Genomic DNA, 20361 nt, shown 5'->3' with positions numbered 1-20361 from the left:
CAGGAACCAGGCAATCGTCCGATAGTGGGCAAAAGCCTCTCGCCTCCATGACCGCGTCCTCCGCAAGTCCCTTTCAGTCGCTTACCCTGGCTGTCATGCCGGGGCTGTTCGTGCTGCTGTGGTCGACGGGCTTCATTGGCGCCAAGCTCGGCCTGCCTTATGCCGAGCCGCAGACCTTCCTGGTGCTGCGTTTTGCCCTGGTCACCGTGCTGCTGGCCCTGTTTGCGGCAGCGACCCGCGCACCCTGGCCGGCAGATTTGCGGGAAGCGGGCCATATCGCCGTCGCCGGGCTGCTGCTGCAGGCGGTCTATCTCGGCGGCGTCTTCGCTTCCATCTTCCATGGCGTGCCGGCTGGCGTCTCTGCGCTGATTGTCGGCATCCAGCCGCTGCTGGTCGCGGCCGCGGCCGGGCCTTTCCTGGGCGAGAGGGTCACGCCGCGCCAGTGGCTCGGCCTGGCGCTGGGGCTGGCCGGTGTCATTTTAGTGGTCTGGACCAAGCTTGGCATCGGTGTCGGTTCGCTCTGGGGCTACATGCTGTCCGTGATCGCCTTGCTCGGCATCACCATCGGCACCCTGTATCAGAAGAAATTCTGTCCGCGCCTTGATCTGCGCAGCGGCAGTGCGATCCAGTTCGCCGCTGCCACCGTGGTGCTGGCGCCCTTTGCGCTGCTGTTCGAGAGCCGCCAGATCACCTGGAGCGGCGAATTCCTCTTCGCGCTGGGCTGGCTTTGCATCGTGCTGTCGCTGGGCGCGATTTCGCTGCTGTTCATCCTGATCCGGCGCGGCGCTGCGGCAAAGGTCTCCAGCCTGTTCTTCCTGGTGCCGCCCTGCACGGCGCTGGTCGCTTATTTTCTGTTCGGCGAGCAGCTCAGCCTGCTGGCCATGATCGGTATGGCGGCCACCATGGCGGGCGTGGCGTTGGTCAATCTCAATCCGGTGAGGCGGTGAAATGGGGCCGCGGATTCCCTTCGATCATGAAGAACCCCTGCCGGGGCAGAGCGCGCCGCCATTTCCGCAGATCCGGCCGGAGAAGGGCGAGCCGCTCTGGGTTTTCGGCTACGGCTCGCTGATGTGGGATCCCGGTTTTCCCTTCGTGGAAGTGAAGGTGGCAAAGCTGTGGGGCCATCATCGCGGCTTCTGTGTTTGGTCGCATCGCTATCGCGGCACGCCGGAAAAGCCGGGCCTGGTGCTGGGCCTGATGCCCGGCGGCTCGTGCAAGGGGCGGGCCTTTCGCGTGCGCAAGCGCGATGAAGAAGCCGTCATCGACTATCTCTATCGCCGCGAGATGGTCACCGGCGTCTACAAGCCGGGCTTCCATATCGCGCGCATCGACGGCAAGCCGGTGAAGGTCATGGCCTTCGTCGCCGATCCGCATCATGCGCAATATGCCGGCCATCTGACCGAAGATCAGGTGGTGGAGGTGATCGCCACCTGCTGCGGCCAGCGCGGCCTGAACGCGGCCTATCTCGCCAATACTGTGGCGCATCTCGACGAACTCGGGATCGTCGACGGCCCGCTGCACCATCTGCTGGCGCGGGTGCGGGAACGCTGCCCGGGAATTTAAGGCATGTCGTCATCCGCGGGCATGACCCGCGGATCTGTGGCAGGACGATGGGCCGGTCAGGCCGTCTGCTTCGCCCGCGCGGCGTAGTCGTCGCGCAATTCGCGCTTCAGCACCTTGCCGATGGCGCTGCGCGGCAGGGTATCGCGGAACTCGATTGCGGATAGCCGCTGCGTCTTGCCCAGCTTGCCATTGGCCCAGGCCAGCAACTCGGCTTCGCTGATCAAAGCATCGGGTTTCTTCACCACGAAGCCCACCGGCGTTTCGCCCCATTGCTCGCTGGGCACGCCAACCACGGCGACGTCAGCCACCGCCTCATGCTGGCGCAGCACGGCTTCCAGATCGCTGGGGTAGATGTTGAAGCCGCCGGAAATGATCATGTCCTTGCGGCGGTCCATCAGCTGCAGGAAGCCGTCCTTGTCGAAGCGGCCCATATCGCCGGTGCGGATGAAGCGCTTGCCGGTCGAATCGTACCATTCGGCTTCCGCCGTCTTGCCCGGCTGCTTGTGGTAATGCGTCATGATGGCGCCGGACGAGCCGACGACCTCGCCAACCTCGCCCGGCGGCAATTCGCGGCCCTGTTCGTCGATGATGCGGATATCGTGGCCCGGCGCGGGCTGGCCCACGGTATGCAGCTTGTCGGGATGCTCATGCGCCAGAAGGACGCAGGTGCCGCCGCCTTCGGTCATGCCGTAATATTCCACCAGCCGGCCGGGCCAGCGTTTGAGGATGTCGGCTTTCAGGGCGGCGCTGAACGGCGCGCTGGTGCAGAATTTCGCGCGGAAGGACGACAGGTCGTATTTGTCGAAATCCGGATGCGCCATGATCCGCTGGTATTGCACCGGCACCAGCATGGTGTGGGTGATGCGGTGTTTCTCAGCCAACTCCAGATAGCGGACGACATCGAATTTCGCCATCAGCACCACAGTGCCGCCGGCCGCCAGTGTCGGAAACAGGCTCACCAGCGTCGTATTGGAATAAAGCGGCGTGGAGATCAGCGTGATCGTATGCTTGTCATAGCCATGCGCATTGGCGCGCTGCATGTGCAGCCAGCGCATCCTGTGCGGCTGCACGATGCCTTTCGGGATGCCGGTGGTGCCGGACGAATAGATGATGTTGAACGGCATGTCCGGCGTCACAGCCACCGCTTCGGGCTCGGTGCATTCCGGCGCCAGCCACTGCTTTAGCGCATCCGTGTCGATGCGGATGCGCCGTTTCGGCAACCGATCGGCCAGAGCCGCCAGGGCGGCTTCGTTGGCGCCATCCCAGAACAGATGCTGCGCATCCGAATCTTGTGCCATGCCGACGATCTGCTCGGGCGTGGCCGAAGGCGGAAGCGGCGCCACCGCCACGCCGGCGCGCAGGGCGCCGACGAACAGCGCGACGTAATCGGGCAATGTCGCGCTCACGATGGCGATGCTGCCGCCGGGTTTGGCGCCATCGCGCTGCAGGGCGGCGGCGACGCGGTCGGCGCGGGCATCAAGCTGCGCGTAGGTCAGCGTGTTGCCGTCCTGGATCACGGCGGCATGCTGGGGCCGCTCGGCCGCATGGGCTGCCACCATTTCCGAAAGCGTGCCGAAATCCTCGCGCGCCAGCAATTCCGCTGCTGTGGCCGATGCTTTACTCATGCCGCAAACTCCATGCCGATGATGGCGCCAAGCTGCTGCAGCGCCGTATCAGGATCCTCCACCTTGATGGTCTTCATCCCCATCGCGGCGGCGGGCTTGAGGTTGATGCCAAGATCGTCAAGGAACACGGCCTCGGATGGCTGGATGCCGAGCAGGCTGCAGGCCCGCTCATAAAAAGCCGGCTCCGGCTTGCGCACGCCGACCTTGCTCGATTCCACCACGCAGTCGAACAGGGCCATCACCTCGGCCACCGCTTTCGCCTTTTCGGGCGAAATCGCCATCGCCGGTCCATGGCCCAGCGGCATGTTGTTGGTCAGGCAGGCGATCTTGTAGCGCGCCTTCACCTGCCGCAGCGCCTGCACCATGCGCGGGCGGATTTCGCCCGAGATCAGCGGCAGCAGGTCGCGGCCATGCACGGGAAAGCCCAAAGCCGTGCTTTCGGCCAGGAACATCTCGCCGAAACGCTCGGCGTCAATTTCGCCGCGCTCGAAACAGGCCCAGGCATTGGTATGCGGATTGGTCGCGTTGACCTTGCGCAGGAAATCGCGCGGCAGGCCGCAGCGTTCTTCATATTGGCGGAAGGCATCGAAGGGACTGGACAGGATCACTCCGCCGAAATCCCACAAAACTGCCTTGATGCCCGTATCTGGGGTCGCGTTTCCTCGGTTCATTGCAGCCAGTATAGCCGCAGATGCTGTGGCCGCTGCAAGCCCTGCCCCGAGGGAAGGCGAGGGGAGGAAAGCCCGGCGGCGCCTGCCGCCGGGTGAGTGCTCCCGCTAGCGGCCTAGCCGCATTTGCTGTAGCCGCAGGACGAGCAGGTATCGCAGCCTTCGAGCTTCATCAGCGAGGGCTGGCCGCATTTCGGGCATTGCCGCAGGCCGGAAGCCGGGCGCGGCGTCTCGGCATTGGCGGCCAAGGCCATCATCGCCTTTTCCTCGCGCTGGCCATGCGGATCGGCCATGAAGCCGATCTCGATCAGATGCCGCTCGATCACCTCGCCGATGGCGGCCAGCAGCGACGGCACGTAACGCCCGCCCATCCAGTGGCCGCCGCGCGGATCAAACACCGCCTTCAGCTCCTCCACCACGAAGGAGACGTCGCCGCCGCGGCGGAACACGGCCGAGATCATGCGCGTCAGCGCCACCGTCCAGGCGTAATGCTCGGTATTCTTCGAGTTGATGAAGACCTCGAAGGGACGGATGCGGCCGTCCTGGATGATGTCGTTGATGGTGATGTACATCGCATGCTCGGATTCCGGCCATACGATCTTGTAGGTGCGGCCGGGCAGCGCCTCGGGACGGTCGAGCGGCTTGGTCATGTAGACGATGCCGCCGGCCGCGTAGGGGTCACGCGACTTGGCGGTCTCGGCCGGCCGCGCGGTCGGCACCAGCGGCAATTCCGGCTGCGCCTCGGCTTCGGCCTTCTTCTCGTCCTTCTTGACCTGCAGCACCGAGCCGGTGACCTCGTTGGGCCGGTAGGTCGTGCAGCCCTTGCAGCCCTGTTCGTAGGCCATCAGGTAGACGTCCTTGAAGGCGTCGAAGTCGATCTCCTCGGGCACGTTGATGGTCTTGGAGATCGAGCTGTCGACGTATTTCTGCACGGCGGCCTGCACGCGCACATGATCGGCCGGGCTCAGCGTCTGCGCATCCACGAAGGCCTCGGTCAGCGGCGCGTTCTCGCCCTTGATCTGCCGGTAGAGGCGATAGGCATAGTCGCTCACCTCCTCGGTGCGGCGGCTGCCATCGGGCATCAGCACGTTGCGGGTGTAGTGGAAGCTGAAAACCGGCTCCAGCCCGGAGGAAACGTTGTCGGCGAACAGCGAGATCGTGCCGGTCGGCGCGATCGAGGTCAGCAGCGCGTTGCGAATGCCGTGCCGGGCGATGGCGGCGCGCACGTCGTCATCGAGTTCGCGGATGCTTTCGCCGGACAGATAAGCGTCGCGGTCAAACAGCGGAAACGCGCCTTTCTCTTTGGCCAGATCGACCGAGGCGAGATAGGCCGCACGCTGCAGCCGCTTCATCCAGCGCTCGATCAGCTCCACCGATCTGGCCGAGCCATAGCGCGCGCCCACCATGATCAGCGCATCGCCAAGGCCGGTGACGCCAAGCCCGATGCGGCGCTTGCTGCGCGCTTCCTGCGCCTGCGCCTCCAGCGGAAAATTGGACACGTCGATGGTGTTGTCCATCATCCGCACGGCAGTGCGGGTCAGCTCCTCCAGCGCGTCCAGATCCAGCGCGGCATCCGCCTCGAAGGGATTCTTCACCAGCCGGGCGAGATTGATCGAGCCCAGCAGGCAGGCGCCATAGGGCGGCAGCGGCTGCTCGCCGCACGGATTGGTGGCGCTGATCGTCTCGCAGTAATGCAGGTTGTTGCGCTTGTTGATGCGGTCGATGAAGATCACGCCCGGCTCGGCATAGGCGTAGGTCGCCCGCATGATCTTGTCCCACAATTCGCGGGCCTGCACCGTGCGATAGGTCGTGCCGTTGAACTTCAGCTCCCAGGGCTGGTTCTGCTTCACCGCCTGCATGAAATCGTCGGTGACCAGCACCGACAGATTGAACATGCGCAAACGCCCCGGCTCGCGCTTGGCCTCGATGAAGGCCTCGATATCGGGATGGTCGCAGCGCAGGGTCGCCATCATCGCGCCGCGCCGGCTGCCGGCTGACATGATGGTGCGGCACATGGCATCCCAGACATCCATGAAGCTCAGCGGCCCGGAGGCATCGGCGCCGACGCCCTTCACCGGCGCGCCGCGCGGGCGCAATGTCGAGAAGTCGTAACCGATGCCGCCGCCCTGCTGCATGGTCAGCGCCGCTTCGCGCAGATGCTCGAAGATGCCGCTCATGTCGTCGGGGATGGTGCCCATGACGAAGCAGTTGAACAGCGTGACCTTGCGTGCCGTGCCCGCGCCGGCGACGATGCGGCCGGCCGGCAGGAAGCGGAAATCCTCCAGCGCCTCCAAAAAGCGGCCTTCCCATTCGGCCGGGTTCTGCTCCGGCGCCGCCAGGGCCTTGGCGATGCGCCGCCAGGTATCTGGGATCGACTGATCCACCGGCGTGCCGTCAGGCCCCTTCAGCCGGTATTTCATGTCCCAGATTTGCTGCGAGATCGGCGCGATGGGCGACATTGGACAATCCTGAACGCTGGGAAATGACAATTGGACTCTGCCCGGAGAGGGCTCCGGACAGCCTATCGACTCTATCGCCCTTAAGGCCCGAGTCCAGTGCAATGTTCTTGAAAAGTTTCTACAGGTTGATCAACCATCCCCTGCGGATCAATATCTTGTAAGGCATGGAAAATCCTGCTTATCCCCGTTATCCGCAGGCAGGGCAGAGGCAGTTCTCCCCAGGCTTATCCACAGATGGCAGGTGCCGTGCATCTTGACCCTGCCGGTGCCGCGCCCGACATTGGCTGGGCTTTGTCATCGACGCTGCATCCGTCACCACACCGTTCATCACAAGCTTCCCGGAAAACCATGTCAGCTTTGTTCGAGCCGCTTACGCTTCGCTCCGTCACCCTGCCCAACCGCATCGTGCTGTCGCCGATGTGCCAGTACAGTGCCATCGACGGCGTGCCGACCAACTGGCACCGCATCCATCTTGGCCGCTATGCCGCGGCCGGGCTTGGCCTGATCATCGCCGAGGCGACCCATGTGAGCGCGCGCGGCCGCATCACGCCGGGCTGTCTTGGGCTCTACAACGCCGTGCAGGAAGCAGGCCTTGCCGCCATCGCGGCCGATCTGAAGGCTTTCGGCAAGACGCCCTTTGCGATTCAGCTTGCCCATGCCGGCCGCAAGGCTTCCACCGATTTCCCCTGGCGCGGCGGCAAGCCGCTGGAAGGACCGTCCGCCTGGCTGACCGAGGCGCCGAGCGCGCTGCCGCATGGCGACGGCTGGCATATGCCGGCGGCGCTGGACGAGGAGGGCATCGCCCGCGTCATCCGGGAATTCGCCGAAGCCGCGCAGCGCGCTGACCGTGCCGGCGTCGATGTGATCGAGCTGCATGGTGCGCATGGCTATCTGATGCACCAGTTCCTCTCGCCGATCTCCAATCGCCGCAACGATTCATATGGCGGCTCGCTGGAGAACCGCATGCGCTTTCCGCTGGAGGTCTTCGATGCGGTGCGGGCGGTATGGCCGCAGCACAAGCCGCTTGGCATTCGGATTACCGGCAGCGACTGGATGGGCAGCGAAGGCCTGGAGGTCGAGGATGCCAAGATCTTCGCCGCGGCGCTGAAGGAACGCGGCTGCGATTTCGTCGATGTCAGCTCCGGCGGCATCTCGCTGCAGCAGAAGATCGTCACCGGCCCCGGCTATCAGGTGCATTTCGCCGAAGCCGTGAAGAAGGCCACCGGCATGGTGACGATGGCGGTCGGCCTGATCACCGAGCCGAAACAGGCCGAAGAAATCGTCCGCGAGGGCCGCGCCGATCTGGTGGCGATGGCACGGGCGCTGCTGAACGATCCCTTCTGGGCCTGGCGCGCAGCCGACGAACTGGGCGGCGATGTCCATGTCCCGCCGCAATACCTGCGCGGCCGCCAGCGCGGCGTCGATACGCCGCGCGAGGTGCAGCTCAAGGCGGTGCGCTGATTTAAGCCGCTTGCAGTCCTAGAAGGCGGCAAGCGGCGGCAGCATGAAGGGCGTCGCGGGATCGAGAAACGGTCCCCGCGCCATCAGCAGGGTGCGCTGGCGCACCGGATGCGGCGTGCCCGTCCAGCCCAGCCGGTCCGGCGGAAAGCAGACCTGCACTTCATTGGGCTGTAGATCGAGCGCGGCCAGAATCTCGGCCAGGCCTGGAATGTTCGCGCCGATGACGTCATGCAGGCGGAAGCCGCCTTCCGCCGGCTGCTCGATGGCGACAGCCACATCCTGCTCAGGCAGATGAAAGAGCTGCACGCGATCCTGCATCGCAGCGGCATTCAGCAGCACCATTGCCGCCTGATCCAGCAGGCCGAATGTCTCCGACACCGGCGCGCGCCCTCTCAGCAGGCGGCGCAGCAGGGCAATGTCTTCGTCCCGCTGCAGCGATAATGGCCGTGCCGTTGCGGCCCGGCGCGATGCCGCCGGAGGCGGGCCGATGACGCTGTGCTGGGCGTAGCAGCGAAAGCCGAAAGGCGTGTAAAGCTCCGGTGCAGCGCTGCTCAGCAGCGTCAGCGGTCCGCGCGCATCGCACCAGGCCAATGCCCTCAGCATCAGATCGCGGAACAGGCCCTTGCCGCGCCAGGCTTTGCGCACCGCCACTGATTGCACGCCGCAGGCCTTGATGCGACGGCCGTTGAGCATCAACGGCATGGCGAAAGCCGTCACATTGGCAATGCAGCGGCCATCGTCGCTGAAGTAGGAGAAGGGCGTGCAGCCTGGATCCCAGCCGCCCATCTCTTTGTCACCGAGCCGGCTCAATGGCGTCAGATCGAGATCGAAGATCTCGCGCAGCAGATCGGCCAACGCAGCGCGGCCGGCGGGATCGGCGGCATAATGGCTGCGGAAAATAAGATCCGCGCTCATCCCTGCAGCTTGGCGCGGGTTTCCGCTTCAAGCTGCGCCTGCGCCGTTTCGATGCGGCTTTCCAGCTCGCGCATGAAATCGTCGCGGCTCAGGCCCGGCGGGATCGCCGGCAAAAACCGCAGCACGATGGTGCCCGGCGGCCGCCGGATGCCATGCTTGGGCCAGAAGAAGCCGGAATTCACCGCCGCCGGCACCACCGGGATCTTCAATTCGCGATACAGCGCTGCAACGCCGGGCTGGTAGGGCTGCTGCTCGCCCGGCAGGGTGCGCGTGCCCTGCGGGAAAATGATCAGGTTGCGTCCCGCTTCCGCCGCCTTGCGGGCGTCGCGCAGCATGGATTTCAGTGCCTTCGCCCCGCCTTCGCGGTCGACAGCGATCATCTCCTGCGCCCGGCACAGCGCGCCATAGATAGGGATGCGCAGCAATTCCTGCTTCATCACCACGGCGGGCCAGTGGAACAGCCCCAGCACGATGGACGTATCCCACAGCGATTGATGCTTGGCGGCGATCATCACGGCGCCGTCGGGGATATGCTCGCGGCCCTCGATTGCGCATTCGATGCCGGTGATCCAGCGCAGCATCCAGTTGATGCTGGCCGACCACATCCGGCCGATGCTGACGATATGCTGCCGCCGGTTGAGGGCCAGCGGAACGAGGCTGTAGAGCGCGACCAGAGTGCTCCAGCCCAGGAAGGCGATCTGGAAAAGCAGCGAGCGGAGCCAGATCATTGCAGGCGCTCCGGCTTGGCGGCGATGACATTGCCGCGCAGGGCCTCGGCGATGAGAAGCCCGAGGCGCGCGCGCAGCAAGGCAGCGACATATTTGGTATATTCGCCCATCAGGAAGGCCGCATTGGTCGAACGCCGCCACCAGTCTTCCACGCGCATCGCATCCGAGCGCACCGGATGCGGCAGGATGGTTGCCTCCGGCATGCGGCGGCGGAATTCCACCAGGCTGCGCGGCATGTGGTAATTCGCGGTGACCAGCCGGATCGACTGGTAGCCGCGCGCATTCGCCCAGGCCGCGGTTTCAACGGCATTGCTGGCCGTGTCGGTGGCTTCGAAGCCGAGATCGACGCAGCATTCGAACAAAGATTGCAGATCGATGCCTTCCCCGTCGCTCGCAGCCTGCGCAGCATCCGGCATGCTCGGCAGCACGGCCTGCAGCAGCGAGGCTTTGGTCGCGGTCGGACCGACGCCGGAAACCAGCAGGCGGTCGGCCTTGTTCTCGTTCAAAAGCCGCAAGGCGGTGGCCAGACGCGCAGCGCCGCCCGTCAGCACCACGATCGCATCGGTGCGCTCGTCGCCGGCAGGCGGCGTGGTTTCGGCGCGGTTGAAATAGGTCAGCGCGCCGCCAAGCCACAGCAGCAGCACGGCCAGCAGCAGGCCGAGCCAGCGCTTCACGCGGGTCGTGATCGGGGTGGCGGTGTAACTGCTACGCGCCATCAGGCCTCCGTGGAACTGGTCGGGGATTGCGACGCAGCCAGCAGACGGTCGACGGCGTCGTTCAGCGTTTCCGCTACGGTGACCGGCAGAACTTCCGCAGGCAAGCCTTTGGCCTGGGCTGCAGCGCCCTTGCCGGTGCGTACCAGAATGCGGCGGCAGCCCGCCTTGGCAGCCGCCTGCAGGTCGCGAATGTCGTCGCCGATGAAAACGGTGTCCTCAGGGCTGGCGCGGTATTTTGCCATCGCCTCGCGCAGCATGCCGGCGCCGGGTTTGCGGCGCTCGGTCTCCGCCCAGGGCGGGTCGGGTGCGAAGAGAATGTCGTCGAGATGCGCGCCGGCCCGGGCCAGATGATCGCGCAGATGGGTGTGGATCAGCGTCAGCCGTTCTTCATTGATGATGCCGCGGCCGATGCAGGATTGGTTGGTGCAGACCACCACCGGCCAGCCCATGGCATTGATGCGCGCCACGGCTTCGGCGGCGCCCGGAATCATCACCAGTTCGTCCGGCGTCTTGACGAAATCCGCGCGGTCTTGGTTCAGCACGCCATCGCGGTCGAGCAGGACAAGCATCAGATCGCCTCTACAGCATCGCGCGCAGTTCACCGAGAACGGTGAGCCGCGCCGTGAAGATCGCCAGCAAGGCTGCTGCGATGGGCAGGATCATCAAGGCCAGCCAGTGCCACCAGGCCAGCGCCAGGCCCGGCAGAAGGCCGGCGCCGACGCGGCTGGCGAGCAGCTGGATCGCAAGCAGCACCAGTACGGCAATCACGCCGCCGACAATGCCGCCGCGAATGGCCTGACGCGCCACATGACGCTGGAACTGCTTGGCGATATAGCCGTCTTCCGCGCCGATCAGATGCAGCAGCTCGATGGTATCGCGCCGCGCCGCCAGTCCGGCGCGGGTGGCGAAGATGACCATCGCGGCCGAGGCAAGCCCGACCAGCAGCACGATGCCGCCGCCCAGCGTTTGCAGCAGGCGGCCAAGCTGGATCAGGCGATCCAGCCAGGGTTTCGGATCGTCGATGCGCGCGCCCGGAACGGCGGCCTGCAGCCGCGCCGCCAGCGCATCGACAGACAGCGCGTTGTTGCCGGCCAGCGTCACATCGATCAGGCCTGGCAGCGGCAGGTCGGCCTGCAGCGCATCGCTGCCCAGCCAGGGCTCCAGCAGGGCTTCCACCGCGCGGCGCTCCAGCGGCTCGGCTGCCGCCACGCCGGGAATGCCGCGCAGCACGTCGAGGGCTTTTTCGATGCGCGGCGCCAGCGGCTCGCCGGGACGGTCGGCGATCTGCACGGTCAGTTTCGACGACACGCCGCGCCGCCAGCCTTCGATGCTGCCATCGAGGGCGAGCGCGCCGGCCAAGGCGAGCGCGGCGAGAAACACCATCACCGCCAGGGCCCAGGGCAGGAAGCGGCCGGTGCCGTCAGCTTCCAGCTGCAGATCGGAGGCAGGACGCTGGGAGGCGGTGCGCGCGCTCATGCGGCATTCCTGTCGATGCTGACCTGACCGTTGCGCAGGCGGATGACGGGAAAGCGGAAGCGCTGCAGCAGATGGGTATCGTGGGTGGCGAAGACAATGGCGGTGCCGAGCTTGTTCAGCTCGACGAACAGATACATCAGGCGCTGCGCCATTTCGGGGTCGACGTTGCCGGTCGGCTCGTCGGCCAGCAGCAAAGAAGGCCGCGCGATCACGGCGCGGGCGATCGCCACGCGCTGCTTCTCGCCGCCCGACAGCGTCGCCGGCCGCGCATCCAGCTTGTCGCCCAGGCCAACCCAGGTCAGCAGCTCGACCACATGCTCGCGGGTGCGTTTTTCGTCCGCCCCGGCAATGCGCAGCGGCAGGGCGACGTTGTCCAGCGCCGTCAGGTGATCCAGCAGGCGGAAATCCTGGAACACGACACCGATTCGCCGCCGCAGCATCGGCAGGGCGGCGCGGCTGGCGGTGGAGACATCCTGGCCGAACATGGTGATCAGGCCGCGGCTTGGCCGGTGGGCGAGATACAGCAGCTTCAGCAGCGACGTCTTGCCGGCGCCGCTGGGGCCCGCCAGGAAATGGAACGAGCCGGCCGACAGTTCGAAATTGACGTCGCGCAGCACTTCCGGCCCAGGGCCGTATCGCATTCCGACGTTCTGAAACCGCACCAAGCCCCAATCTCCTGCATGCCAGGGCACCAATCCCTTGTGGATCAGTGCTTTGACAGGTGTAGCCTTGCTTCGCCCGCCCCGTCCGTCCTATAAGGGAAAGAATCCGGAAACGCAAAAGGGCCAGTTCTTTGGCATGATTCTCACCTGCCCCGCATGCGCGACCCGGTTCTTTGTCGAGAACGAGGCTTTCGGCCCGGCGAAGCGCAAAGTCCGTTGTTCGCGCTGCCGCCATGTCTGGCTCCAGGAGCCTCTATCCGAGGATTGGGAGCCGCCGGCGCCGCCTTCCGCCCAGCCTGCGCCAAAGCCCGAGGCCGATCCAGCGCCCGCGCCGCCACCGCCGCCGCGTCCGGAGGTGGTTGCGCCGCCGCCCCCGCCGCCGCCGGAAGCAGGCGGGCTGCGGCCCGATTCGATGCCGCTTTCGGGACGGGACGACGATCCCATTCCGGCGCCGCCGCGCATCACCGGCTTCGACGACGACGATGACGATCTGATCCTGACCGAGGATCGCCCGCCGCTGCATCCGCCGCTCGACGAGCCGCCCTCGGATGCCGACGACGATCCCGATGCCGTGCTGCGCCGCCGCCGTGAGAGGCTGGCGCAGGCCGGTGTGCATCGCGCGCCGACCCCGCCGCCGCGCCCGCGCCGTTCGCTGGCCTGGATGGGCTGGCTGCTGCTGCTCGGTGTCTTGGGCGCGCTGATCGGCGGCGGCTATGAGAAGCGCGCCGAACTGATCGCCTTCTATCCGCCGCTCGCCGTGCTCTATGAGCAGCTCGGCATTCCGGTGGAAGCCTCCGAATGGCTGGGCCTTGAATTGCACAATCTGCGTTCGGCGACCGTGCTCGACGGCAGCCAGACCAAGATCGCGGTCACCGGCGAGGTGGTGAATGTCGGCGGCGATGAGCGCGGCGTGCCTGCCATCCGCGTCAGCATGCGCGGCGGCAACGGCCAGGAGCTCGCGGCCTATACCGTCACCTTGGAGCAGACCCGCATCGCTGCCGAGGACAAGCTGGCCTTCGACATCAAGCTGCCGGCGCCGAATGAAGAGGTCACCGACCTCGAAGTGGCCTTCGCCGATCCGCGCCAGCAGTAAAACGCCAGGGCCCGCAGGCTGAGGTCAAACACGCATTCAGTGCTGTGCACTTGCTGGTTGCTTGAGCCCTGAATTTATTCTCTTTGTCGCCGGATGCTCCGGTGTTAGGGTTCGTCATGGGCTGACGCATCGCAAGATGCGGTTACACCAAAGCTGATTACAGAATGCGGGCTGCCTGCGGCCAGAATATGCCGCCCAGGGGCAGCCATCGGCGGAGCGGCATGGCGCGGATAATGGTTGTTGAAGACGAGGCCCCGGTCCGCGAATTCATCCGGCGGGTCCTCGAGCAGCGCGGTCACGAAGTGGTGGCGGTGGCCGATGGTGCCCAGGCGGTGCTGCGGCTGGGCCGCGGCTCCTTCGATCTGCTGCTGACCGACATCGTCATGCCGAACATGGATGGCGTGGAACTGGCGCTCAAGGTCGCCCGCGACTGGCCCGATCTGCGCATTCTCCTGATGTCTGGCTTCACTGCCGAGCGCGAACGCGCTTCAGGCTTAAGCCAGCTTGCCACTGGCATGCTGGCCAAGCCGTTCAGCATGGTGGATCTCAACCAGGCCGTCGAAGCCGCGCTGGCCAGGCCGCCGGCGCGATAAGCGCGCGGCCCTGGCAACGGCCTAGTCGTTCGCCGCCAATTGATTGGCGATTTCCAGAAGATTGCCGTCCGGATCGCGGATATAGACCGACAGGATCGGCCCTGTTGCGCCGGTACGCCGCACCGGGCCTTCGATGATCTCGACTTCGCTGGCCTTGATGCGTGCTATGACCGCTTCCAGCGGCTGGCGGGTCAAAAAACACAGATCGGCGCTGCCCGGCGCTGGCCGCAGCGCCTTCGGCTCGAATTCCTTGCCGGCCTGATGCAGGTTGATCTTCTGCCGCCCGAAAGCCAGCGCGACCCGCGTCGTGCCGTCGGCGGTGGTGAAGCGCGTCTCCTTCATGCCGAGCACGCGTTCATAGAAGGCGACGGTCGCGCCGATATCCTGCACGGTGAGGACGAGGTGGTCGAGCGAATCGAGCATGCAAAGAGAATAGCACTGCCGGCGGAAGGGGGCGAACCCGTCCTTCAGAACCGCCGCAGCAGCCGTTCCAGATATTCGAGTTCCAGCGGGCTGCGCTCGCGGTTGCCCGAGCGCCGCTGCAGTTCCTCCAGGATGCGGCGGGCGCGTTCCTGCGGGATCAGGTCGGGCACGGCGTCGCCGCGCGCATTGTCGTCATAGCCGCCCAGATTGCGGCCGAAGGGATCGCGGTCCGGGTTGCGCTGGTTCTGCCGCGCATCGGCAGACGGCGCCTGGCCATCGGGATTGCCGCGCTGCGCCTGGCGCATCTGGTCCAGGCCCTGGCGCAGCTGCTCCAGCGCGTCGTTCTGGCCCTGCATCGCTTCGCCCGGCTCGCCGCGGCGCAGCGCCTCGCGCGCATCGCGCATCGAGCGGTCGGCGCGGCCGAGCTGCTCGGGCAGGTTCTGCATGCCGCGTTCACCCAGGCGGTTCATCATCTCGCCCAGACGGCGGCGCAGTTCTTCCTGCGCGCGGGCATCGGCTTCGTTCTCGGCGCGCTGCTGGCCGTTATTGCCGCGGCCATATTGCTGGCTGCGCCGGAAGCTGCGGTCCAGCAACTGCTGCTGCTGGCGCATCATCTCGTTCAGCTCCTGCATCATCTGCCCGCCCGGCATCTGGCCCCGCTGGCCCATCTGGCCGCGCTGGCGTCCCTCCGGCAGGCGCGCGATGCGGCCGTTCTTCATCGCCTCCATCATGCGCTGCAGCTGCTGCAGCATGTCGCGGGCCGATTCCCGGTCGCCCTGGCGGGCCATCTCCTGCGCGCGGTCCATCATGTCCTGCAGATCCTCGCCGGACAGGGCCTCCTCATCCTCGCCCAGTTCTTCCAGTTCCTCGCCGCGCGCCAGCCGCTCCAACGCATCGCGCATCATCTCTTCCAGCATGCGGTTCATCGCCTCGCGGACTTCGTCCATCAGGCGCTGGATTTCTTCGTCATCGGCATTGCGGTCGATGGCATCCTGCAGGCGGTCCATCAGCGCCTGCAGATCGAGATCTGCCTGGCTGCGGCGGCCGTCTTCGATGCGCAACGCCGTTTCCCACATCAGGTCCTGCACGGCGGCGAGCGAATCCGGCTTGCGGTTCAGCGTCAGACGGGCGGCCGACATGCGCAGACCCAGATGCGCGGTGACGTCGTCGCGATAGGTTTCCGGCGCCAGCGCCAGCGCGCGCAAGGCGGTCGTCACCCGCTGCCACTGATCGGGCTTGAGCGCCAGCGCGCGGCGCTGCTCGATCACGGCTTTTGCCACCGGATGATTGAATCGGCGGCTGGGCAGGGTCACCATCACCGGCTCGCTGCGTCCCGTCTGGCCGATGGCATCGCTGGCGACCAGGGTCATCTCGACATCCAGTCCGGCCCAGGGATGCGCGGTAAAATCGAAATTCCGCTTGTCGCTGACCGCACCCGCACCCGATGGCGGCACCGGCCAGTCGATGGTTGCGACCTGCTGCGCATCGGCATGACGCAGTTCGATGCGCAGCTGCTGGATGCCATAATCATCATGGCCGTTGAACGCGATTTCCAGTTCGCTGCGCCTGGCCACCTTCGGCGGCGCGGCGAATGAGATCTGCGGCGGATTGTCGGGCAGGATATGCAGCGGCCATTCGGCGAAGGTCTTGTCCCGGCGCAGCAGCGCCAGACGCGGCGTCTCGCCATGCGCCAGATCGAGCGTGATGTCGAGCTCGGCATTGCGCTCGTCGATGCGGCGGAAATCGTGGCTGGACTGGCCAAGGCGCAATTCGAAATTGCCAGCCGCTGCACCGACGCGCAGCTTGAGCTGGCTGCCGGTTGGCACATTGACCGGATCGATGCTCGCCACCGGCTTGCCGTCCCGGCTGAGAAAGATCGGCGGCCTGCCGGTATAGGCCGGCGGCGTGATCCAGGCATCCAGGGCCAGGCTCGTGCCGGGCGGCAGGGCGGTGCCGGGACTGAGCGTATCCAGCAGCCGCAGCGCGCGATCCTCGCCGGGGCTGGCCCAGGCCACCACCAGCAGCAGGCCCAGCGCAGCGCGCAGGCCCCAGACGTCACGGCGCCACCAGCCGGCCTCGGGCGTGCCGACGCGCACTATGGCCAGGCGCTCAAGCGCGCGGCGGCGATGCAGTTCCCACAGCGATTGCGCGATCGGATCCTGCTGCTCGGCGGCCAGAGTATCGGCCGCCGCTTCCAGAGGACGGTGCTGCAGCAGATTGACCCGCTCCAGGCGCCGCATGGCATCCGCATGGCTGGGCCAGCGCAGGCCGCGCAGGCCATACCACAAAGCAGCGGGAAGGGCGGCGGCGAAGCCGGCCAGGATCAGCCAATGCAGCCAGACCGGCAGGAAGCGCCAGACATCAAAGCCCGCCAGGATGAAAAACACCGCCACCACGGCGGCGGCGGGCATCAGCCCGGGCCAGAAACGCTCCCAGAAGGCGGCCGTGCGGGCAAGCATCAGCCGGCGCTCCAGCGCCGGCGGCAAGGCCGGGATGGACTCGTTGGGGGACGTTACGCTTTCGCCTCGCTTGACCATGCCGGCGCAATCTCCAGGGCCGTCATGTCTTCAATGCTAGGGCGTCGGCGTGTGATGGCAAACCGGTCGCCATGGACCATCACCTCCGGAGCCAGCGGCCGCGCGTTGTACATCGAGGCCATGGAGGAACTATAAGCGCCCGCGGAAAGAATGGCGAGGAAATCCCCCTGTTCCACCGGCGGCATCGGCCGCGCCTGCGCAAAGGTGTCGCCGGTTTCGCAAACCGGGCCGACGATATCCACCGGCATCAGCGGCGCATCGGGATTTGGCGCTTTTACGGGCACGATGCGGTGATAGGCCTCGTACATGGCCGGGCGGACGAGATCGTTCATGCCGGCATCGAGGATCAGGAATGTTTTCTCTTCTGCGCGCTTTACGAATGTGACGCGGGTCAGCAGCAGGCCGGCATTGCCAACCAGGAAGCGGCCGGGCTCCAGCGCGATCTCGCAGCCCAGCGGCGCGATATGCTTGCGCACCAGATCGGCATAGGCGCGCACATCTGGCGGCGTTTCGTCGTTGTACTGGATGCCGAGGCCGCCGCCGAGATCCACGCGGCGGATGTCATGGCCAGCCGCGCGCAGGCTCTTCACCAGATCCGCGACACGTTCGAAGGTTTCGGCGAAGGGCGTCAGATCGGTCAGCTGGCTGCCGATATGCACATGCACGCCGGTCATCTTCAGGCCGGGCAGCCTGGCGCCTTCAGCATAGACGTCCAGCGCGCGGCTATGCGGGATGCCGAACTTGTTCTCGGCCTTGCCGGTCGTGATCTTCTTGTGCGTCTTGGCATCCACATCGGGATTGATGCGGATCGCCACCGGTACCTGCACCCCCAGGCTCTGTGCGACATCCGACAGCGCCTGCAGTTCCGGCTCGGATTCCACGTTGAACTGCGCGATGCCGGTATTGCCCGCCTTGATCGCCAGCGCCATTTCCTCGCGCGTCTTGCCGACGCCGGCGAAGATGATCCTGCCCGGCGCGATGCCCGCCTTGACGGCGAGCTGCAATTCTCCGCCCGACACCACGTCCGCGCCTGCGCCCAGCTCGCCAAAGCGGCGCAGCACGGCGAGGCTCGCATTGGCCTTCACCGCATAGGCGATCAGCACCGGCAGGCCGGCAAAGGCTTCGGCGAGCGTCTTGTAGCGGTCGTCCAGCGCTGCCCGGCTGTAGACATAGGCCGGGGTGCCGACTTCCGCGGCGATCTTCGTCAGCGGCACGCCTTCGGCGCAAAGCTGTCCGTCGCGATAGGCGAACCAGGGCAATCCAGTCATCGGAAACTCTTCAGGTCAGTCAGTAGCGGACGGGTTCGCGCTGGCCGCGCACGGTGCCGGGGCGCTCGATCACATCGGGCGGATAATCCGGCACGTCCTTGCGGCCGCAGCCGGCAAGACCGGCAACGCCGAGCAGCAGCAGCATGACAAAGGCCTTAGCGCGCATGTTTGCCGTCCTTCGCCAGCAGCTTGCGCCAGCGCGCGATCTGCTTCTTCACATTGGCCGGCGCGGTGCCGCCGTAGGAGACGCGGCTCTTCACCGAGTTGTCGACGCCAAGAACGGCGAAGATCTCCTTGGTGATGCGCGGCTCGACGCTTTGCATCTCCTTGAGGCTCAAAGCTTCCAGCGGCTTGTCCTGCTGTTCGGCCAGGCGGACGATGCGGCCGGCGACATGATGGGCGTTGCGGAAGGGCATATTGAGCTTGCGCACGCACCAGTCGGCCAGATCGGTGGCGGTGGTGTAGCCTTCGCCGGCTGCCGCATGCATGCGGTCGGCATTGGCCTTGAGGTCAGCGATCATGCCCGCCGTGGCGGCGATGCAGAGTTCCAGGTTGTCGACCGCGTCGAAGGTCGGCTCCTTGTCCTCCTGCATGTCCTTGCCATAGGTCATCGGCAGGCCCTTCATGGTGATCAGCAGGGCATTGAGGTCGCCGATGATGCGCCCGACCTTGCCGCGCACCAGCTCAGCCGCATCGGGATTGCGCTTCTGCGGCATGATCGACGAGCCGGTGGTGAAGGCATCCGACAGCGTGATGAAGCGGAACTGCGCCGAGGTCCAGATGACGATCTCCTCCGCCAGGCGCGACAGATGCACGGCGCAGATCGCCGCCGCGGAGAGGAATTCCAGCGCATAGTCGCGATCCGAGACCGCATCCAGCGAATTCGCCATCGGGGCGCGGAAGCCCAGCGCCCTGGCCGTGCTCTCGCGATCGATGGGCAGCGACGTGCCGGCCAGCGCCGCCGCGCCCAGCGGGCTTTCGTTCAGCCGCTCGCGCGCATCCTTCAGGCGGCCGCGGTCGCGCCCCACCATCTCGACATAAGCCAGAAGGTGGTGGCCGAAAGTGACCGGCTGGGCGGCCTGCAGATGGGTAAAGCCCGGCATGACGGTCGCGGCATATTCCTCGGCGCGGGCCAGCAGCTTTTCCTGCAGATCGCGCAGGCCGGCATCGATGCGGTCGATGGCATCGCGCACCCAGAGGCGGAAATCGGTCGCCACCTGATCATTGCGCGAGCGCGCGGTGTGCAGCCGTCCGGCCGGTTCGCCGATCAGCTCCTTCAGCCGCGCCTCGACATGCATGTGGATGTCTTCCAGCGCCAGATCGATCTTCAGCTTGCCGGCCTCGATCTCACGCAGAATTGTCTCCAGGCCGGCAATGATCTTCTTGCCATCGGCGGCGGAAATCAGGCCCTGTTTCACCAGCATGCGGCAATGCGCGATCGAGCCGGCGATATCCTGCCGGTACAGCCGCTTATCGAAGCGGATCGAGGCATTGATCTCGGTCATGATCGCCGCCGGGCCTGCGGCGAAACGCCCGCCCCACATGCTGTTGGCTTGCTTGGCCTTGGTCGCCGGCTTATTTGATGATTTGCGTGCGGACATGGACGATAGAGGAATGATGCGGTTTCTGAAGGGTGTCGCGCTGATCTGCTTGAGCCTGGCTGCGGCCGCATGGGATGCCGGTGCAGCCGGGCTGCCGCTCGAAGGCGAGATGCGCAAACTTAGCGTCTCGGCCGAGCGGAAGCCAGTCGCCGCTGCCGAATTCCGCGATGAAAAGGACGCGCCGGTCACGCTGGAGGCCTTCCGTGGCAAGATCGTGCTGCTCAATCTGTGGGCCACCTGGTGCGTGCCCTGCCGGGAGGAGATGCCGGCGCTGGATCGCCTGCAGGCGCAGCGCGGCGGCGCGGATTTCCAGGTCGTTGCCGTGGCGCAGGATCGCGGTGGCCGCGCCAAGGTCGAGAAATTCCTCACCGAGATCGGCGCCACCACGCTCACGCCCTATCTCGATCCCACCATGAAATCCGGCCGGACCTGGGGCGCCGCGGGGCTGCCCGCCACCATCCTGATCGACCGCCAGGGCCGGGAGGTGGCGCGCCTTTATGGCGCGGCGGAATGGGACCAGGCGGATGCGCTGAAGCTGATCGACGCCCTGATCGCTGAAAAATAACGGCCAGC

Annotated in this window: 20 protein-coding genes; 6 read left to right on the top strand and 14 right to left on the bottom strand. The window is 66.1% G+C overall.

Annotated features, from left to right (window positions below):
* Positions 1-47: 47 nt before the first annotated feature.
* Entirely contained in the window at positions 48-947 is a 900-nt protein-coding gene (locus tag Q0603_RS12880) for a DMT family transporter (protein WP_298726268.1), read from the top strand.
* A gap of 1 nt (position 948) precedes the next feature.
* Positions 949-1563, top strand: coding sequence for a gamma-glutamylcyclotransferase (locus Q0603_RS12875; protein ID WP_298726266.1), 615 nt, complete (start codon positions 949-951; stop codon positions 1561-1563).
* Between the two features lie 56 nt (positions 1564-1619).
* Here Q0603_RS12875 and Q0603_RS12870 read toward each other — a convergent pair whose 3' ends face one another.
* The 3 genes from Q0603_RS12870 to Q0603_RS12860 all read right to left on the bottom strand — a co-directional run bounded on the left by Q0603_RS12870 (position 1620) and on the right by Q0603_RS12860 (position 6315).
* Entirely contained in the window at positions 1620-3188 is a 1569-nt protein-coding gene (locus tag Q0603_RS12870; protein WP_298726264.1) for a class I adenylate-forming enzyme family protein, read from the bottom strand.
* On the bottom strand, positions 3185-3859 hold the full coding sequence (locus tag Q0603_RS12865; RefSeq protein ID WP_298726262.1) for an HAD-IA family hydrolase: 675 nt from the start codon (positions 3857-3859) through the stop codon (positions 3185-3187). Before Q0603_RS12865 ends, Q0603_RS12870 begins: the two co-directional genes overlap by 4 nt.
* 113 nt (positions 3860-3972) lie before the next feature.
* Positions 3973-6315, bottom strand: a complete 2343-nt coding sequence (locus Q0603_RS12860; RefSeq protein ID WP_298726261.1) for an adenosylcobalamin-dependent ribonucleoside-diphosphate reductase — start codon at positions 6313-6315, stop codon at positions 3973-3975.
* A gap of 348 nt (positions 6316-6663) precedes the next feature.
* Between Q0603_RS12860 and Q0603_RS12855 the strand changes: the two genes are divergently transcribed.
* On the top strand, positions 6664-7776 hold the full coding sequence (locus tag Q0603_RS12855) for an NADH:flavin oxidoreductase/NADH oxidase (protein ID WP_298726259.1): 1113 nt from the start codon (positions 6664-6666) through the stop codon (positions 7774-7776).
* Positions 7777-7794: 18 nt separating this feature from the next.
* Here the strand turns inward: Q0603_RS12855 and Q0603_RS12850 are convergent, their stop codons facing one another.
* Genes Q0603_RS12850 through ftsE form a run of 6 tightly spaced genes read right to left on the bottom strand, consistent with a single transcriptional unit; the run spans position 7795 to position 12276 of the window.
* The gene (locus Q0603_RS12850; RefSeq protein WP_298726257.1) at positions 7795-8691 is read right to left on the bottom strand and encodes a GNAT family N-acetyltransferase; all 897 of its coding nucleotides are present in this window, start codon (positions 8689-8691) and stop codon (positions 7795-7797) included.
* Positions 8688-9419, bottom strand: a complete 732-nt coding sequence (locus Q0603_RS12845; protein ID WP_298726255.1) for a lysophospholipid acyltransferase family protein — start codon at positions 9417-9419, stop codon at positions 8688-8690. Before Q0603_RS12845 ends, Q0603_RS12850 begins: the two co-directional genes overlap by 4 nt.
* The gene (locus tag Q0603_RS12840) at positions 9416-10135 is read right to left on the bottom strand and encodes a YdcF family protein (protein ID WP_298726254.1); all 720 of its coding nucleotides are present in this window, start codon (positions 10133-10135) and stop codon (positions 9416-9418) included. The genes Q0603_RS12845 and Q0603_RS12840 overlap by 4 nt, the downstream gene beginning before the upstream one ends.
* Positions 10135-10704, bottom strand: a complete 570-nt coding sequence (locus tag Q0603_RS12835; protein WP_298726252.1) for an HAD-IIIA family hydrolase — start codon at positions 10702-10704, stop codon at positions 10135-10137. Before Q0603_RS12835 ends, Q0603_RS12840 begins: the two co-directional genes overlap by 1 nt.
* A gap of 10 nt (positions 10705-10714) precedes the next feature.
* Entirely contained in the window at positions 10715-11611 is an 897-nt protein-coding gene (locus tag Q0603_RS12830; RefSeq protein WP_298726250.1) for an FtsX-like permease family protein, read from the bottom strand.
* Positions 11608-12276, bottom strand: coding sequence for a cell division ATP-binding protein FtsE (ftsE, locus tag Q0603_RS12825; protein WP_298726248.1), 669 nt, complete (start codon positions 12274-12276; stop codon positions 11608-11610). The genes Q0603_RS12830 and ftsE overlap by 4 nt, the downstream gene beginning before the upstream one ends.
* Before the next feature lie 64 nt (positions 12277-12340).
* Here ftsE and Q0603_RS12820 point away from each other — a divergent pair, with 64 nt between their 5' ends.
* Positions 12341-13366, top strand: a complete 1026-nt coding sequence (locus Q0603_RS12820; RefSeq protein WP_298726246.1) for an MJ0042-type zinc finger domain-containing protein — start codon at positions 12341-12343, stop codon at positions 13364-13366.
* A gap of 233 nt (positions 13367-13599) precedes the next feature.
* Positions 13600-13959 carry a response regulator gene (locus tag Q0603_RS12815; protein ID WP_298726244.1) on the top strand — a complete coding sequence of 120 codons (360 nt, stop codon included), beginning with the start codon at positions 13600-13602 and terminating at the stop codon, positions 13957-13959.
* A gap of 21 nt (positions 13960-13980) precedes the next feature.
* Here the strand turns inward: Q0603_RS12815 and Q0603_RS12810 are convergent, their stop codons facing one another.
* Genes Q0603_RS12810 through argH form a run of 5 tightly spaced genes read right to left on the bottom strand, consistent with a single transcriptional unit; the run spans position 13981 to position 19788 of the window.
* Complete coding sequence (locus Q0603_RS12810) at positions 13981-14382, bottom strand: VOC family protein (RefSeq protein WP_298726242.1); 402 nt, start codon at positions 14380-14382, stop codon at positions 13981-13983.
* Between the two features lie 44 nt (positions 14383-14426).
* Positions 14427-16919 (bottom strand): TIGR02302 family protein, encoded by a 2493-nt coding sequence (locus Q0603_RS12805; protein WP_298726240.1) that lies wholly within the window; start codon positions 16917-16919, stop codon positions 14427-14429.
* Complete coding sequence (lysA, locus tag Q0603_RS12800) at positions 16895-18187, bottom strand: diaminopimelate decarboxylase (RefSeq protein WP_366132673.1); 1293 nt, start codon at positions 18185-18187, stop codon at positions 16895-16897. Before lysA ends, Q0603_RS12805 begins: the two co-directional genes overlap by 25 nt.
* Positions 18188-18206: 19 nt before the next feature.
* Complete coding sequence (locus tag Q0603_RS12795; RefSeq protein WP_298726238.1) at positions 18207-18353, bottom strand: hypothetical protein; 147 nt, start codon at positions 18351-18353, stop codon at positions 18207-18209.
* On the bottom strand, positions 18343-19788 hold the full coding sequence (argH, locus tag Q0603_RS12790; protein ID WP_298726236.1) for an argininosuccinate lyase: 1446 nt from the start codon (positions 19786-19788) through the stop codon (positions 18343-18345). Before argH ends, Q0603_RS12795 begins: the two co-directional genes overlap by 11 nt.
* Positions 19789-19801: 13 nt before the next feature.
* On the opposite strand from argH, the gene Q0603_RS12785 reads away from it, so the two are divergent.
* Complete coding sequence (locus tag Q0603_RS12785; protein ID WP_298726234.1) at positions 19802-20353, top strand: TlpA disulfide reductase family protein; 552 nt, start codon at positions 19802-19804, stop codon at positions 20351-20353.
* The last annotated feature ends 8 nt before the right edge of the window (positions 20354-20361 follow it).

The sequence above is a fragment of the uncultured Ferrovibrio sp. genome, from assembly GCF_937960835.1.
Lineage (GTDB): Bacteria > Pseudomonadota > Alphaproteobacteria > Ferrovibrionales > Ferrovibrionaceae > Ferrovibrio.
This window is presented reverse-complemented; position numbering and strand designations above follow the sequence as displayed.